Annotated in this window: 11 protein-coding genes; 5 read left to right on the top strand and 6 right to left on the bottom strand. The window is 50.4% G+C overall.

Translation table 11 applies throughout. The annotated features are described in order from the left end of the window. The first annotated feature begins 36 nt into the window (after nucleotides 1-36). Entirely contained in the window at nucleotides 37-2,607 is a 2,571-nt protein-coding gene (gene cphA, locus ABUL11_RS04255) for a cyanophycin synthetase (RefSeq protein WP_350282622.1), read from the top strand. A gap of 193 nt (nucleotides 2,608-2,800) precedes the next feature. Here cphA and ABUL11_RS04250 read toward each other — a convergent pair whose 3' ends face one another. Genes ABUL11_RS04250 through ABUL11_RS04235 form a run of 4 tightly spaced genes read right to left on the bottom strand, consistent with a single transcriptional unit; the run spans nucleotide 2,801 to nucleotide 5,953 of the window. Then, complete coding sequence (locus tag ABUL11_RS04250; RefSeq protein ID WP_347887720.1) at nucleotides 2,801-3,745, bottom strand: multicopper oxidase domain-containing protein; 945 nt, start codon at nucleotides 3,743-3,745, stop codon at nucleotides 2,801-2,803. Between the two features lie 42 nt (nucleotides 3,746-3,787). Continuing rightward, nucleotides 3,788-4,174: a c-type cytochrome gene (locus ABUL11_RS04245; protein WP_350282621.1), complete on the bottom strand. Its 387-nt coding sequence runs from the start codon at nucleotides 4,172-4,174 to the stop codon at nucleotides 3,788-3,790. After that, complete coding sequence (locus tag ABUL11_RS04240) at nucleotides 4,174-4,866, bottom strand: c-type cytochrome (protein ID WP_350282620.1); 693 nt, start codon at nucleotides 4,864-4,866, stop codon at nucleotides 4,174-4,176. Before ABUL11_RS04240 ends, ABUL11_RS04245 begins: the two co-directional genes overlap by 1 nt. Nucleotides 4,867-4,894: 28 nt before the next feature. Further along, nucleotides 4,895-5,953, bottom strand: a complete 1,059-nt coding sequence (locus ABUL11_RS04235) for a multicopper oxidase domain-containing protein (protein WP_350282619.1) — start codon at nucleotides 5,951-5,953, stop codon at nucleotides 4,895-4,897. Nucleotides 5,954-6,183: 230 nt separating this feature from the next. On the opposite strand from ABUL11_RS04235, the gene ABUL11_RS04230 reads away from it, so the two are divergent. Beyond that, complete coding sequence (locus ABUL11_RS04230; protein WP_350282618.1) at nucleotides 6,184-6,639, top strand: Rrf2 family transcriptional regulator; 456 nt, start codon at nucleotides 6,184-6,186, stop codon at nucleotides 6,637-6,639. Here ABUL11_RS04230 and ABUL11_RS04225 read toward each other — a convergent pair. Continuing rightward, a complete protein-coding gene (locus ABUL11_RS04225; protein ID WP_350282617.1) occupies nucleotides 6,636-10,610 on the bottom strand; it encodes a translocation/assembly module TamB domain-containing protein in 3,975 nt (1,324 codons plus the stop codon). The two genes, ABUL11_RS04230 and ABUL11_RS04225, sit on opposite strands and share 4 nt — an antisense overlap. 1 nt (nucleotide 10,611) lies before the next feature. Beyond that, on the bottom strand, nucleotides 10,612-12,372 hold the full coding sequence (locus ABUL11_RS04220; RefSeq protein ID WP_350282616.1) for an autotransporter assembly complex protein TamA: 1,761 nt from the start codon (nucleotides 12,370-12,372) through the stop codon (nucleotides 10,612-10,614). A 191-nt stretch (nucleotides 12,373-12,563) separates the two neighbouring features. Here ABUL11_RS04220 and ABUL11_RS04215 point away from each other — a divergent pair, with 191 nt between their 5' ends. The 3 genes from ABUL11_RS04215 to uvrC are packed head-to-tail and all read left to right on the top strand — an operon-like array spanning nucleotide 12,564 to nucleotide 15,269. After that, nucleotides 12,564-13,220: a uracil-DNA glycosylase gene (locus tag ABUL11_RS04215; protein ID WP_350282615.1), complete on the top strand. Its 657-nt coding sequence runs from the start codon at nucleotides 12,564-12,566 to the stop codon at nucleotides 13,218-13,220. 30 nt (nucleotides 13,221-13,250) lie between these two features. After that, nucleotides 13,251-13,439 carry a tautomerase family protein gene (locus tag ABUL11_RS04210; protein ID WP_350282614.1) on the top strand — a complete coding sequence of 63 codons (189 nt, stop codon included), beginning with the start codon at nucleotides 13,251-13,253 and terminating at the stop codon, nucleotides 13,437-13,439. A gap of 15 nt (nucleotides 13,440-13,454) precedes the next feature. Then, on the top strand, nucleotides 13,455-15,269 hold the full coding sequence (gene uvrC / locus ABUL11_RS04205; protein ID WP_350282613.1) for an excinuclease ABC subunit UvrC: 1,815 nt from the start codon (nucleotides 13,455-13,457) through the stop codon (nucleotides 15,267-15,269). The last annotated feature ends 633 nt before the right edge of the window (nucleotides 15,270-15,902 follow it).

Genomic DNA, 15,902 nt, shown 5'->3' with positions numbered 1-15,902 from the left:
AACTTTCTAAAGTCGGATCATTTAAGGAAAATATCGATGAAGATATTACAAGTTCGTGCACTGCGTGGGCCCAATGTCTGGAGTAAACTTACCGCTATCGAAGCCATACTCGTTCTCGAACAGGATGAATATCTGCCTGACAGTATCCCTGGCTTCAATACCCGTTTACGTGAATATTTTCCGGATATTGCACTGCTGCAACCGGTCGACTGGCAGGAAATGACTCTTGCCCGCATTCTGGCATTCATTACTCTTAAGCTGCAGGAACGGGCAGGTTGTTCCGTCAGTTTCAGCCGTGTAATAAAAATGATGGAGGCCAATACTTGGCGGGTCGTAGTGGAATATACCGAAGAAGCGGTTGGCAGGCTGGCACTGGGGCAATCCCTCACATTGTGCCAGGCAGTAGCAGAAGCTACTCCATTCGACACCGATACAGCAGTAAATCGCCTGCGTGAACTGTACGAAGATGTCCGACTCGGACCCAGCACAAACTCAATTGTACAGGCTGCTATCAGGCGCAAAATTCCCTATCGCCGCTTGACTGACGGCAGTCTGGTCCAATTTGGCTGGGGCAGTCAGCAACGGCGTATCCTAGCTTCCGAAAGTAATCTTACCAGTAGTGTTGCGGAATCTGTCGTACAAGACAAAGATCTCACCAAGATGCTTTTACATGCCGCCGGTATTCCGGTCCCGGCCGGGCGACCAGTAGTCAGTGCCGATGATGCCTGGTCAGCAGCTTGTGAAATTGGCATGCCTGTCGTCATTAAACCGAGAGATGGCAGTCAGGGCAAAGGGGTTACAGTCAACCTGACTGATCGCAATCAAATAAAAGCTGCCTATCATGTCGCGTCAGAAAGAAGCAGCAATGTACTGGTTGAACGCTACATCAGCGGACACGATTACCGGTTACTGGTTGTGGGTAGAAAACTGATTGCAGCCGCAAGGCGCGATCCACCGCAAGTGGTAGGCGATGGTGTTCACAGTATTGCTCAGCTGGTGGAACAGGTCAACAGCAGCCCGCTGCGCAGTGAAGGACATGCAAACCTGCTGACCAGAATTCATCTGGATGAAATTTCTCTGGCCTACCTTGCAACGCAAGGGTTCAATCCAGCTTCCATTCCAGATAAGGGCAAGCTGGTGACATTGCGCAATAACGCAAATCTTTCCACGGGGGGTACAGCAACAGATGTAACAGATGAAATTCATCCTGATATTGCAGAGTGTGCAGTGATGACTGCCCGAATGACGGGCATCGATATCTGCGGGATCGATGTGATATGCAGCAGCCTATCGCGCCCGCTGAGAGAACAGGGAGGAGCGGTTATCGAAGTCAATGCTGCACCTGGCCTGCGCATGCATTTGCAGCCCTCATACGGCAAACCGCGCGCAGTGGGAGAAGCCATTATCGATCATCTGTTTACGCCGGGCGAGAATGCACGTATCCCGATCATCGCGGTGACCGGTACCAATGGAAAAACCACTACGGTACGCCTGATTGCCAATATGCTGAAAAGCAACCGGCTACGCGTGGGTATTGCCTGCACCGACGGAGTATTCGTCAATGACCAGTGCGTAGATACGGGTGATTGCAGCGGCCCGCAGAGTGCCCGGAACATACTGTTCCATCCAGAAGTCGATGCAGCAGTTCTGGAAACTGCACGGGGTGGTATTCTGCGCGAAGGACTGGGATTTGATTACTGTGATGTGGCAGTTGTCACCAACATCGGCCGGGGGGATCATCTCGGCATAGCCGATATCAATACAGTCGAGGAACTAGCAGCTGTCAAACGCACCATTGTGGAAAACGTCAATCCCCAAACCGGAATTGCTGTACTGAATGCAGACGATCCGCTGGTTCTCGGCATGGCGAGCCACTGTCCAGGTAGCATTACTTTTTTTTCACGTAACAACCGTCATCCGGTGATTCTGGAGCAACGTGTTCAGGGCAAACGTGTAATCTATATGGAAGATCATCATATTATCGTTGCAGAAGCGGGAGCTGAACGGCGAATTCCTCTCAATCAAATCAGCCTGACGAAAAATGGTATGGTCAGCTTCCAGATAGAGAATGTCATGGCATCTATCGGTGCAGGATTGGCCGCCGGGCTCGATTGGACAACCATCTGTGCAGGATTAGCGGATTTTGTCAGTGATGCACGGACTGTTCCAGGGCGGTTTAATCTGTTCAGCTACCGTGAAGCGACTCTGATAGCAGATTATGGTCACAATCCGGATGCGATGGAAGCACTGGTATGTGCCATCGTTCATATTCCTGCAAAAAAACGTACGGTGGTCATCAGCGCCGCAGGCGATCGCCGCAATGAGGATATTCGGTTGCAAACCCGGATTCTGGGTGATGTGTTTGATGAAATTGTACTGTTTCAGGATAAATGTCAGCGTGGTCGGGCTGATGGGGAGGTACTCAGGTTATTGCGAGAAGGATTGGAGAACGCTAAACGTGTGCGTAAGATCAGTGAGATTCGTGGCGAGTTCAAGGCGATCGAGACAGCGCTGACCAATCTGGAAGCAGGTGAACTTTGCCTTATTCTGATCGACCAGGTTGAGCAGGCGCTCGGGTATATTCACGCCCGTATTGCTGCAGCCTGACAGAAACTACTCTGGACCGATATGCAGAGTTCGAGCTATATCTCTGTTTCAATATATCCACAGACAGCTTTAACAAACCGGAAATTACAAACTCCTTCCTTATTCAATTAGTCCCGCCATAGTGAATAAAATCACGATGACGGGTTTTTTGTGACACAAGCCTATGGGGGTTTATAGTTATACAGTCAGTTATCTAGCGAATCAGAATATTGTCACCACGACCCATTTCAGGATCTGCATCATCGCTGAACATAATGACAGCTATCGCGCCACTCATTGCGTGGTGCATGGCATGATCAACGATTGCATTGGCGCCTTCGACCGGAGAAATCAGATCCAAAGCTGCCGCATCACCCGGCCCGACGGTATAGGACTGCATATTATGCAGGACATTCTTGGGACTCCCGCTGGGGAAAACCTTATCCCACATCCCGGCTATCGGGTGGAGTGATGAGAATTCATTGGGTCCGGCGTTGACAAAGTAGATACGTACCCGTTCACCCGGTTTGGCTTGCAGCCAGCGAGTGGCCTCAGAATCATGCACCGGGCTGTACTTGAAAATACCTCCATTGAAAACGACATTGGCCCATTTATTCCGCATCATGGCCGTTTTATCATCCGGATTTTCATAATGTTCAGCCTGAATCAGGACATATTCACGATCTGCCTTGGGTAACGCATTTTCATCTTTCGGATCCACGATGATCACACCATACATCCCGCGGGCGATATGCTGAATCATCGGATCTGAACCGCAGTGATAAAAAAACACGCCGGGCTTACTGGCAGGGAAAGTGAATTTTTTCGTTTCACCTGGTTTGACAGAATCGAAATCTGTTACCACATCCACTCTGGCAGCATGAAAATCCATACTGTGCGAGTTTTTATTACCTTCATCATTGATGAGGGTAAATTCGATTATGTCTCCTTCAGTCACACGTACAACCGGCCCCGGAACGGTACCGCCAAAAGTCCAGGCGTGATAAGTACTGCCTTTGTTATCGTACGCCACATCCTTTTCCACAGCGTGGATCGTTACCGGTACCGTTTTGGCTACAGCCTCTGCCTGAAATCCCGGCAAAGCAACACTGGCAAGCAGCGCAGCAAGACTTGCATTAAACAGGTGCTTATATTTCATATTGTTTTTTTTCCTCTACTTTGTTTACAAACTCGATTTTGATTAATTTGAACCACATTGGCAGACATGACGCAGATAAGCAGCCAGCTGTTCGACTTCTTCATCACTGAAAATACCTCCCCAGGCTGGCATCAATACTGATTTATTGGCAGCAAGACCTCCTTTTTTGATGACTTCGATAATCTCGTCGTTGGGAATATCACCCATCCCTTTCGGATCGCTGTGATCACGCGGCTGAACAGATATAAAGGCACTGTTGAGACCATTGCCATCACGGTTGACACCATGACACTGCGTGCAATATGTATCGTAGAGATGTGCCGCACGTTTGAACTGATCATCATCCGCTGCGGTAACCGGGCTGGAGAAAAAGCACAGAGAAACAAGACCGATCCCCGCAAATTTTAAAATAACGCGACTGATATTCATTATTTAGCCTCCTTTTTCCCGCTTAGTTGAACGATATAGCTGGTGAGATTCTGCAGATCCTGCTCGGAAATATTGAGCTTCGGCATCCAGACACTTTTGTCGATTTTTTGTGGATCCTTGATATAGCTATAAATAAAATCGGGTTGCAGACGTTCGCCACCGGTATGCAGTTCCGGTCCTGACAACCCACCCTTTCCATCACCGGTCGAATGGCAAGCGTAGCAACCACGCAGTTTGGTAAAGAGCATTTTTGCCATCGGTGATGCTTTCTTGTCTTCGAACTTCCCTTTTTCGATCAGCCCTTCCGGTCCGGTCAGCGCCATCAGTGCATCAGCAGCTGCTTCAGCATCAGCCTTTGCCAGCTTTGGATGCTCCGTGAGCGTGGATTCATCCACGACATCCACCTTATCGCCCTTCTTGACATGTTTAAAATAGAATTCACCGGCCGGCCGGATCCTGATCGGATCCTGCAGCCATTCCACCAGCCACGGCTTGTTGAATTTATCTCCGGCGTAATAAAGATCCGGCCCTTTACGTTCCCATACATGATCCAGAGCACTATTTTCCGGCTGGGTCAGCGCATGGCAGGAAGCACACTTTGATTCCAGTATGGCAGGTCCATCCGCTGCAGAAGCTGCGAATGATGTTGCGAGGAAGCCTGCACTGATTGCTGCAAACAGATACGGTTTCATTATTTTCTCCTTTGGTTGTTGCTAAACATTAATCCTCGATGAGTTCTCCTTTGAAAACGGTGGAGTTATGCATTCCAAAACCCTTCTTCATAGATTCTTCATAGTAAAAATCCGGTACAAATTTCTTGTTTTTCCATACATAGAAATCGTGATCAAGGCCGACTTCCTCATACTCGATTGTTGTCATGATTCCGCCGTCAACCTTGTTTCCATTGGTGGTATGCGTATCGACGTGGTCATGTATCATCCATAAACCGGGATTATCCATTTCGATGATAACGTCATAGCGCTCGCCCGGGCCGACGAGGACAGTGTCAGCTTTAATGGGATTGGGCAGAGGGAATCCGTCTTTGAAGACGATTTGTGAAATATGACCGTGAGTATGAATAGAATGAACCAGATCCCCTGACCCAACGAGACGAAGTCTTATAACGTCTCCTTTCTTGACACGTATCGGCTGTGTTTCGGGAAAGGATTTGGCGTTGATCGTGTAGTAATCGAACACATCTCCCGGAATACCGCCTTCACCTGGTTTGTTTGCCCAGGATGATGCCCAGTCGGAAAGCATCAGGATGTAATCCTTGGTTACTTTTTTCTCGATTGGAAGGGGATCTTTGGGCTCCACAATGAGCGGCCCCCACATACCACGCATGGTGACGTGTTCATTGACATTGACATGGCAGTGATACCACATGGTGCCGGAGGGCTCGGCCTTGAACTTATAGGTGTACGTCTCACCGGGTTCTACCGCGTGCTGAGTGGAATGCGGAACGCCATCACTCTGCCAGGTGCCGCGCTGGAGCATGCCATGCCAGTGAATCGTGTGTGGCAGAGTAGTCATATTGGTCAGATTTACCGTGACCTCATCCCCTTCCTTGACATGAAGTAGGGGTGCAGGAACCTGACCGTTGTAGGCAAACGTGTGGAAATCCCTGTTGCCGACCAGAACAATTCGAGTATCTTCGATGGTCATGTCGAACTCATGTTTTTCCGCCTGGCTGCTCAGAGGAATCAACGCCAGCACGACCAGCATCAGAATGATGTGGGTGAAGCGGTAATACGAAAATAACGAAATTGAATTTTTCATAAAAACAGTCCTTTTGGTGTATATTAGATACATCTTTTTCTGCACGAAAGACCTTTAAATACAGTCGTATTTAACTTCCTCGGTGATTATTAACCACTTCCTCTTAAAGATATATTAATAATATATCTTTTGCCGAATTTTACTCGCTCGATCCAGATTGTCAACCAGTCGGGCAGAAATAAAAAAGTGCAGATATACTTGTTAACCCACACTCAAATGGGTAATACCTCATGAGACTGACGAATTACAGCGATTATGCGTTACGCATCCTTACTTATCTCGGCCTGAAAAGAGAAGAGCTGTCCACTATCACGGAAATTGCAGACTGTTACGGTATTTCACGCAACCATATCGTCAAGATCGTACATCATCTTGGCCAGCTGGGTTATGTGGATACACTGCGTGGAAAAAATGGCGGTATTCGCCTCGCTCGTGCCCCTGAGAAAATCAATATCGGAGAAGTGATACGCCATACAGAAACTTCGATGGATATTGTCGAATGTTTCAGTAATCAGAATTCATGCATCATCGGCTGTAGCTGCGTATTGCGCACAGCTATCTCGGAGGCACTCTCTGCATTCATGGCCGTGCTGGATGACTACACGCTGGCTGATCTAATGGTACCCAGACGTCAGCTGAGCAAAAAACTGCACGTCATGCAGATATCTGACAGCCTGTCTGATTAATCGAACTGGAAGTTGTAGAACAGATCGACTGAACTGTCGTCACCTGCCCGGGTGACGACAGAAACACGAGGGAATAGGCTGTAGGTCAGCTTGGCAATACCGGCAGAAGCGGAAGTCAGGCCACGTTCATAACTCAGATAGGCACGTGATGACAATCGTTTGCCGATGGTACCGACCTGGTTAGTCAACGAGCCGCCCGCCTGCTGCCGGATCGAGAAATCATCGATCCCCAGCCCTTGCGTAATATTTTCCAAAACGCCTTCATCGGTACCTCCAAAGATACTTCCAGCTGCATTTAGTAGTAACGCACTATCCAGGCCGCTTTTATCGGCCGGGCGCCCCAACACGATCCAGGATAATTTCTCGGAATCAGGTACTTCCGGTTGTGATACCAGTTTGATTTTGGGATGTCTTACGGTGCCGGTGATTTCCACACCAGCCTCCACTTGCATTCCACCTCGCACAGCCAGCGCATTGACACTGCTGTCCTGAGAAGGTTGATCGATCACATCGGATGAACCCGTATCGAAATCAGATTGCTGACTAGTGCGGACGGCAAGAATATTGAGACCGGGATTATCGAGCGGTCCATCGAAGTTGACGATACCGCGTCGGACCTGCAACTGCTGGCCGTAAGCATCAAAACGGGTATCCCGCGTGGAAATGGTGCCGACCGCACTGAGCAATTGATCAGGTTGGCTGCGCAGATGCAACTGCCCGGCCAGTCGCCCTTCCAACCCGGAAGCACGTAAAAAGAATCGCTCTCCCAGATCGAGAGTTGCATCCAGATTCACTTTCATGGCGGGTGATTCCGGCTCGGCTTCGGTCTTTCCACTAATGACGACATCATCGGCCAGCTCCGGCCTGCCGGCTGCCGGCTGCTTGATGAATCCGACATCGGTCATGATTTTTCCGGTGATATCGAGCGCCTGTTCCTTGAAACCAATAACATTGCTTCCGGAAACAACGATCCAACGATCTGCCTGTTGTGCGATAGGTAGATGATCGAGTTCGATCGTCAGATGACTCTGCTGGTTATGGAGATCCAGACTGCCATGTGCATTCAATTGACCGTATTTCCGGGCCAGCTTGATATTTTTGAGCAAGCGATCTTTCGATGGTTTTTCGAGGGGTGCAGTAAAATTGAGTGTTTCGAGCCGCAGCCTGTCCTGGTTGAAATCCACCGCCAGTTTTCCTTCCTTCAATTGCAATCCCTGATCTAACAATGCAATCGTCAATGCATCTCCCGTTACCCTGCCTTGCAGTTCCGGCTGGTCGAATGTCCCTGCCAGGCTCGCTTGCGCAGTCACCCGACCTTCACTGCGCAGATTATCGTTCAGTGCCGGACCAATCCAGGCCAGATCAGGCAGATTCAACTGAAGATCTCCCTTTAGCGGTGCATTCTTGCTGATTTCCCAAGCGGAACCGACTGATTGCAGTGGTACGCTGACCCGGGCCGTGGTTTCACCCACATGCTTTCCGCGAATGGTCAATTGTCCATTCAAACCATTGTTCTCCGCCTGAAGATCGAACAGGAGCGTTTGCAAACCCAGGGCAAATGGTGTTTCTGTCGGCAGAATGAAATCTCCCTTCTCCCGTTGCATACGCAAGTGCCCGGCCAGTTGCCGATCAGCTGCAAGCTGCCAGTTTCCCCCCAGCTTCAATGGTTCAGCATGTTCGGATGAGAGATCGCCTGATTTCAGTGCAATCCCGGTGAAATTACCTTGTGTAGACCATTGTTTAGGTGTCCAGCGTGCATCCTGGATGTCGATTTCACCCGCTGCCACCATTAGCCGGGTATGTCCCAGCGCTACCGCTTCAGGGCTGATCCGAAGGCTCGGTTGCGTCACCAGATCAAGCGGTACTGACCCTGTCAGAGATAACTTCTCGATCACGCCCTCCCACCGTTTACGGGAAGTATCACCGGATCCTTTTGCCAGAAATTGTACTTCTGTCGCCTGATCGATCTGGCTCGTCAGTGACAACTGATGCCGAGCCTGTGTACCGCTCAACCCGAGTGACAGCTTCTGCAGGTAGGTTTGTGAGTCCTTTTGATATTCTCCCGTTTGAAGATCGAGCTGGAGAGCGGTTCCCCGCAAGTTTCCACTACCTTTAAGATGTGCAAGCTGATGCTCCTCGCGAAAGCTGAAATGATTCGAATTGATCTCAAACACTACATCCGGATGATCGATGATACCGCCTAACTCAACACGGGAGTGAATATCTCCCTGTAACCCGAACCCAATCTGCGCCAGCTTGGGAGCAGATAACACCACCGCCAGACGATCCCTGGGATTGCCCAGTGCCCCCTTGATTTCGAGCTGATTATCACCCAGGCGCAGATGGGTATCACTTCGTATATGAGCAGGCTGCTGCAGTACGAGGCTACCCTGGCCGGAAACAGGTTGATTGGCGAAACGGCTGGGCTCAAACGTAAAACCAATATTGGCAGCAGGTTGTGGAGCCAACTGGCCTGTCAGATTGAATGTTGCGTTCAGATTGGATGGTGGTACATCGGCAAAGGCAGAAACATCGAACCGCCTGAGCAATCCCTCGAAAGTGAATGGTTGCGACTCATCCAGTTGCAATGTGCCATGGCCAGACATACTCGAATCCCCCCGCACCAGATCGAGTTTCTCGATAGTAATGGCCGAGGTCGTACGCACCAGAGCCATATCCATATTCAGTCGCAAGGCTTCATCGCGGAGCTTGATCAATCCTTGCTGAGATTCTTGATTGCCATTGAAATGCAGGTTGCCGGACAGTTTTGCCGGGCGCAGGCTGCCTTGCAGATCAGCCGGATTCAGTCGTCGGACATGAATATCAGCCTGCCCGGTTTTCGTACTGATCTGCCAGTTAGCCTCCCCTGTCAAGCTGCCTGGTATTTCCTCCCGTTCAGACAAGCGCAATGCAATATCACTGAGCTGTATTTTGTCGCTGGTCAGATCGAGCAGCATACGGGCACTTTTCAGCGGTATACCCTCCTGATCCAGCGGGCGTGCCGTCGCATTGCTGACGGTAATGTGGCCGGTAAGTCGCTCTGCCTGCTTTTGTGTCAGCAGGCTGCTGAAACTCAGATCAGCTTTGGGCAGATCAGGAGAAAAAATATTCGGATCCAATCCGCTCACCAGCAGATTGGCTTCCAACAACGGCAGTGCATCAAAAGGGTGCACGGTGAAATTACCTTTCCCCGTCAGTTTTCTGTCTGCTATGGTCAGCACTGCTTGTATCTGCTGCAGATTGCCGTCCAGGCGAACAGCAGCATAACCAGCGGGCTCACTGCTGGTATTGGCAACATTGGCCCAATTATAGAAAACCAGTTGTGAGGCCAGATCAAAGGGTGGATGTATCCCGATTTCCAGGTTACCCGCTATTTTTCCCCATTCCAGACCGAGTGCCAGCGTTTGCAGATGATGGCGCTTGCCATCGCTATCCAGCCGCAAAGCGAGATCGGTCATGGCGATATCCGGCTGATCGTTACCCAGTGTATAACTCTTCAATGACCGGATACCCAATTTCTCGATCACCGCATCGACAGGGAGTGACAAATTCTCCGGCAGAGTAACGGGCTCCTCCTCCTTTTCAGAAGCAGCGCTATGCACCTCGACTGACCGGATCATCAGTGTTTCGATATGCAGCTTTCCGGTCAGTAGCTGTCGGGGCTGCCAGCGGAAAGTCATATCTTCGACCCTGGTGGTCAGCTCATCGCTTTGATAGGCAATTATCCCGGCGTGAACGGTATGATGCAGGCTGCCGCTCACCCCCGAAAACGTCAGTGCCCCTCCCGTGGCTTGAGAAGCAATCATCAGCAACCAGTGCAGACCGGTAGACGTAAAAATCAGCCAGTAGAAACCGCTGGCCACGGCCAGCACCAATACCGCCGCTATCCCCGCCAGCCATTTCCTGAATCGTCGTGAAGGCTTTACTGGAGGTTGTGATGTGGAGTTCTCGTTCTCTGCGTGATTGTCCATATCAGAATGCCACTGCGATGGAGAAATGCAGTCGTAATGTCCCGGTATCGTGTCGCCTTGCCAGATCCAGCGCAAAAGGGCCGGCAGGACTGCGCCAGCGTGCGCCGACACCATAACCTATTGCCAGATCGAATTCCTTCAGGCTGTCCGCCGCATCACCCACATCGGTAAATACGGCCGCTCCCCAGTCATTCGTAAGCCAATGGACATACTCTGCTGTACCAGTCGCAAGAACACGTCCGCCAACGATTGCATCGCCTTCACGCACGCCGAGACTCAAAAAATCATATCCACGAATGGATTGAATCCCCCCGGCGCGGAACAGGTATTCCTGCGGGATTCCCTGACGCGATGAAGCTAGGGTATAACCGGCCTCGGCACGAAAGTAGAGTGTATCCCGCCGGCCGATCGGCAACCAGTGCTGATGCCGCAGATAACTGCGAATGAAATCCTGATCCGACAGGACATAGCTGGAACCGCCCCCCAGCCGCACTTCCGAAACAAACCCGCGGCGAACGTTCACCGGATCATCGATGTCGTGATAGCGGTACCATAAATCCAGTGCCAGGGTTTCATTTGTAGTTTTCGGTGCACCAGAGGGTTCCCGCTCTTCACGCTGCCAGTTGACACCCACCTGCAGAATGGAATGAGTGGTTGTCCTTATTCTGGAGAAATCCACTCGCTGGTTGAATGTTTTCAGGTTTTTGATATCGGTCCTTTCGACGCGCACGCCTGATGAATACTGGAAATGATTGGCATCGGGCAAGGTGTCCACTCTTGTCGAGAAAGTCTGGCGTTTTTGTTCCAGACGCAACAAACTGCTCAGATTCCAGGCACGCCCCAGAAAGTTGTAGTCACGATAATTGATTTCACCACGCGCTCCATTGTTGGAACTGTAGCCAAGGCCTGCGCCAATATGTTTGGATTGTGCTTCAGTAAGCGTGACAATGACCGGTACGGCTCCATGTTGCTCGGGATCCGGTTTGACGGTGACCGCTGCCGCATTGAACAACTGGCTGTTTTGCAGGGCTGCCTGAAAAGCGAGTAACTGTTCCCGACTGTACGGGTCACCAGGGCGGAAAGGTACGCTGTTTTGAACCACATCCGGCTTGTAACGCTCCAGTCCGGTAATCTGCAGTTCACCATAACGGAAAGCCGGGCCGGAATCGATGGTGATTGACAACGTTGCCTGAGCAGTATCTGGATCCACTTTTGCCTGACTCTCGATAATACGGGCGGTGGCAAAATCTCTGTCCGACACACTGGAAAGTAAGGCAGATTTGGCATCTTCCCAGCGTGCACTGCGAAAGACTTTGCCTGGCTTCAACGGCCACTCAGCACGTAACTGTTCTGCCCGGGCACGATATATGGGTTCATCTGCCGCCAGTGCCCCCTGAAATTCGATTGTTACGGCAGCTACACGCATGCGCGGGCCTGGCGTAATGCGCAATTCATATGCTTTGGCTTTGGCCTTGCTGTTTCCTTTTTTTTCATCGAATTCGATTTCAGGGGTGAAATAGCCTTCCGTTGCCAGCAGCTCGATGGATTCCTGCTTGATTTTGCGTGTATATGCTGCCTGATCGATTTCATCCCTGAACGGTTTTGCCGGTAAGGTCATGTGTTTCTCCAGCAGCTTTTTGATGGGGGCAGGTGCCGTGATCGTCACTCCGACCGGATCCGGCTTTTTTTCCTTTTCATCAGCGGAAGCGGCCAGAACAGTACCACACCAGAACAGATACAACATACAACATGAAAGCAGCATAGCCGTCCACCGAGGCCAAGTGCATCTGAATCCCCCACCCGACCACTTCACACGGTCATGATAACATTTGAACATATGCCGCAAATGCAGGCTCCATTTGATTGAAGTACCGGTACAAACTTCAGCTGCCACAGGAAAATATGAATGACCATCTGCCGGTATAAAGATTTATTTTACAACAAAAGGATTCTATGACCGTATCAAGCCCGTTTCAGCCGGATTGTCGCAATTGCCCGCGACTCGCACAGCATCTGGATCAGATCAAAACTGATTACCCTGATTACCATGCTCGGCCAGTTGCCCCTTTCGGTGATCCGTTAGCAAAATTACTGGTCGTTGGTCTTGCACCAGGGTTGCATGGCGCCAATCGGACTGGCCGCCCGTTCACTGGTGATTATGCCGGGATACTTTTATATCAGACATTACACAAATTCGGCTTTGCCAGCCACGATAAATCAGTCAAGGCTGATGATCCGCTTCGTTTGATCGGTTGCCGAATTACCAATGCCGTCAAATGTCTGCCACCGGCAAATAAGCCTCAACCGGCAGAAATACGGCAATGCAATACTTTTCTGGCAATCGAACTAAATAGTTTTGCGCAAAATGGCGGGCAGGCACTACTGGCACTGGGAACCATCGCACATCAGGCCACGCTGATGGCATTGGGATACCGCAATACCGATTTTCCCTTCAGCCACGGTGCAATTCATCATGTCACAGAGGAATTGAGGCTCTATGACAGCTACCATTGCAGTCGCTACAATACTCAGACCAGACGTCTGACCGAAACCATGTTCGAACAGATTTTCGACAGGATCTGTCAGGATATGACCTTACTGAATCATTGAAAATTTCAATAGCCTAACAGGAGAATAAAAATGCCTTATATCAATATCCGGCTGGCAGGCACGCTGACTCGCGAACAGAAACAGCAGATCGCCACTGAAATTACCGATACGCTCGAACGTATCGCGCATAAACCCAAATCCTACACTTATATTGCGTTTGACGAGTTGCCGCATGAAAGCTGGGCGATTGGTGGCAAATTACTCGGCGACGATAAATAATGGAGTACCCTGCCCTTGCCGGATGCACACTTCGACGGTAAAGCATTCGTTCTGACGCTGCCTGCCCAGCCGGGCGTATATCGCATGCTGAATGCGGCAGGTGATGTGATTTATGTAGGTAAAGCCATCGATCTCAGGAAAAGAGTATCGTCCTACTTTCAGAAATCCGGCCTGTCACCGCGTATTCAGCTCATGGTGTCGCAAATTGCGGGGATCGAAACGACCGTCACCCGTTCCGAAGCAGAAGCACTGCTGCTGGAAAATAATCTGATCAAAAGCCTTGCACCCCGCTACAACATCTTGTTCCGGGATGACAAATCCTATCCTTATCTGCTGCTGACCCGGCACGCCTTTTCCAGACTTGCGTTTTATCGGGGTGCACTGGATGAGCGCCATCAGTATTTCGGCCCGTTCCCGAATGCGGGTGTCGTCAAATCCAGTATCCAGTTACTGCAGAAAGTGTTTCACCTACGCACCTGTGAGAACTCGGTATTCGATCACCGCACACGACCTTGCCTGCTTTATCAGATCAAGCGTTGCAGCGGGCCTTGTGTCGGGCTGATCACACCGGAAGCGTATCAGCAGGATGTAAAAAGTGCAGCTATGTTCCTGCAGGGCAAACAGGATGAAGTACTGAAAACGATCGAACAGAAAATGTTCGCTGCATCCGATCAGCAGGATTATGAACAGGCTGCACAATTGCGCGATCAGATGCAGGCATTGCGCAAAATCCAGGAAAAACAGTTTGTCGATAGCGGCAAGGCACTGGATGCGGATGTGATCGCGTGTGCAATTGAACCGGATAGCCATGCCGTCGCCGTCAACCTGGTCATGATCCGCAGCGGGCGTCACCTGGGCGATAAAACCTTCTTTCCACAGAACGTATATGAAGCAGACATCAGTACTGTGCTGGAAGCGTTTGTCACTCAGCATTATCTGAACCGCAATGTTCCTCCGCTGATCATTCTCGGTCAGAAAATCCGGATAACACTGCTGCAAAAGCTGTTATCTGACCAGGTCGGGCATAAAATTACCCTGACGGCCAACCCGATCGGAGAACGGCGCAAATGGCTGGATATGGCAACCGAAAATGCGCAACTGGCGCTGCAGCAGATGCTGGTTCAGCAAGCCAGCCAGGAAGACAGACTGCAAGCCCTGCAGGAAGCACTGAATCTACCCGGTCTGGCGCGCATCGAATGCTTCGATATCAGCCACACCATGGGAGAAGCAACCATTGCCTCCTGCGTGGTGTACGATCGTTTTGCCATGCGCAATGGTGAATACCGCCGCTATAACATTACTGGCATTGTCCCGGGAGATGACTATGCAGCGATGCGCAACGTGCTGCAGCGGCGTTATGCAAAAATTGCCATGGAGGAAGGAAAACTGCCTGATCTGATTCTGATCGATGGCGGTAAGGGACAAATCAGGGTTGCCAGTGAGGTGATGATAGAATTGGGGCTCAATGACATTCCATTGGTAGGTGTCGCCAAGGGAGAAACACGTAAACCTGGGCTGGAACAACTGATTCTCCCCTGGCAGGAAGAAGCCCTGCACCTGCCGGATGACTACCCTGCTCTGCACCTCATTCAACAAATCCGCGATGAAGCACACCGCTTTGCCATCCAGGGACATCGGGCAAAACGTGCCAAAACCCGCAGAATCTCCACGCTCGAACAAATCTCCGGTATTGGTACAAAACGCCGTCAGAGCCTGCTCACCCGCTTCGGTGGTCTTAAAGGAGTAAAAAACGCCAGCATTGAAGAATTACAGCAGACAGAAGGCATCAGCCGGTCACTGGCAGAAAAAATCTACCGGGAATTGCGCTAGGAAACCTCTGAAAAACGTTAGCGAAGCAATCAGCTCAAGGTAAAAGTCGGTGACGCAAGCAAAGCGTAGCGAACAATCGTAAGGCTGGCCCGTAGGGCGAGGCGCTGCCGCCGAGTAAAAGGCGGAGTTTATATTTGATAAATGAGCATATTGAGCCGGCTCTTAACGCAAGAATGGCAATGCAGTTAGTTTCTCAGAGATTCCCTAAAACGAAAATAAGGACTTTGATGATCCGAAGTTTTTCAATGAAAAGCAAGCATCACCCCGATTGGGGTATATCGCTGCCGAATGAAGTCACCTCCTATGCCTGTGTGATGATAAAAGCGCAGCAGATTCTTCCGGAAACCCGGTTAACTGAATTTATATAAAAACGCTTGACTTCTACCATCCACATCATTATCATTACAAATGAGATTGCTTCTCATTATCTCTCCTCTCTCTCGAAGCAATCTCAACCCCTCCAAATCCCGGACGGATTGTCCACCCGTTCGGGATTCTTCTTTATCTCTTTACCTTGAAAACGCGCTCGTGAGCCGCGTCAGCACCTTATGGAATTTCTCTGATATAGGGCAATCTAGAATAACCTGAGTTCGGGATAAGCCCTCAGGGTTGAGCCAAGCTATTGACTCTGGT

This window comes from Nitrosomonas sp. (genome assembly GCF_040256045.1).
Lineage (GTDB): Bacteria > Pseudomonadota > Gammaproteobacteria > Burkholderiales > Nitrosomonadaceae > Nitrosomonas.
This window is presented reverse-complemented; position numbering and strand designations above follow the sequence as displayed.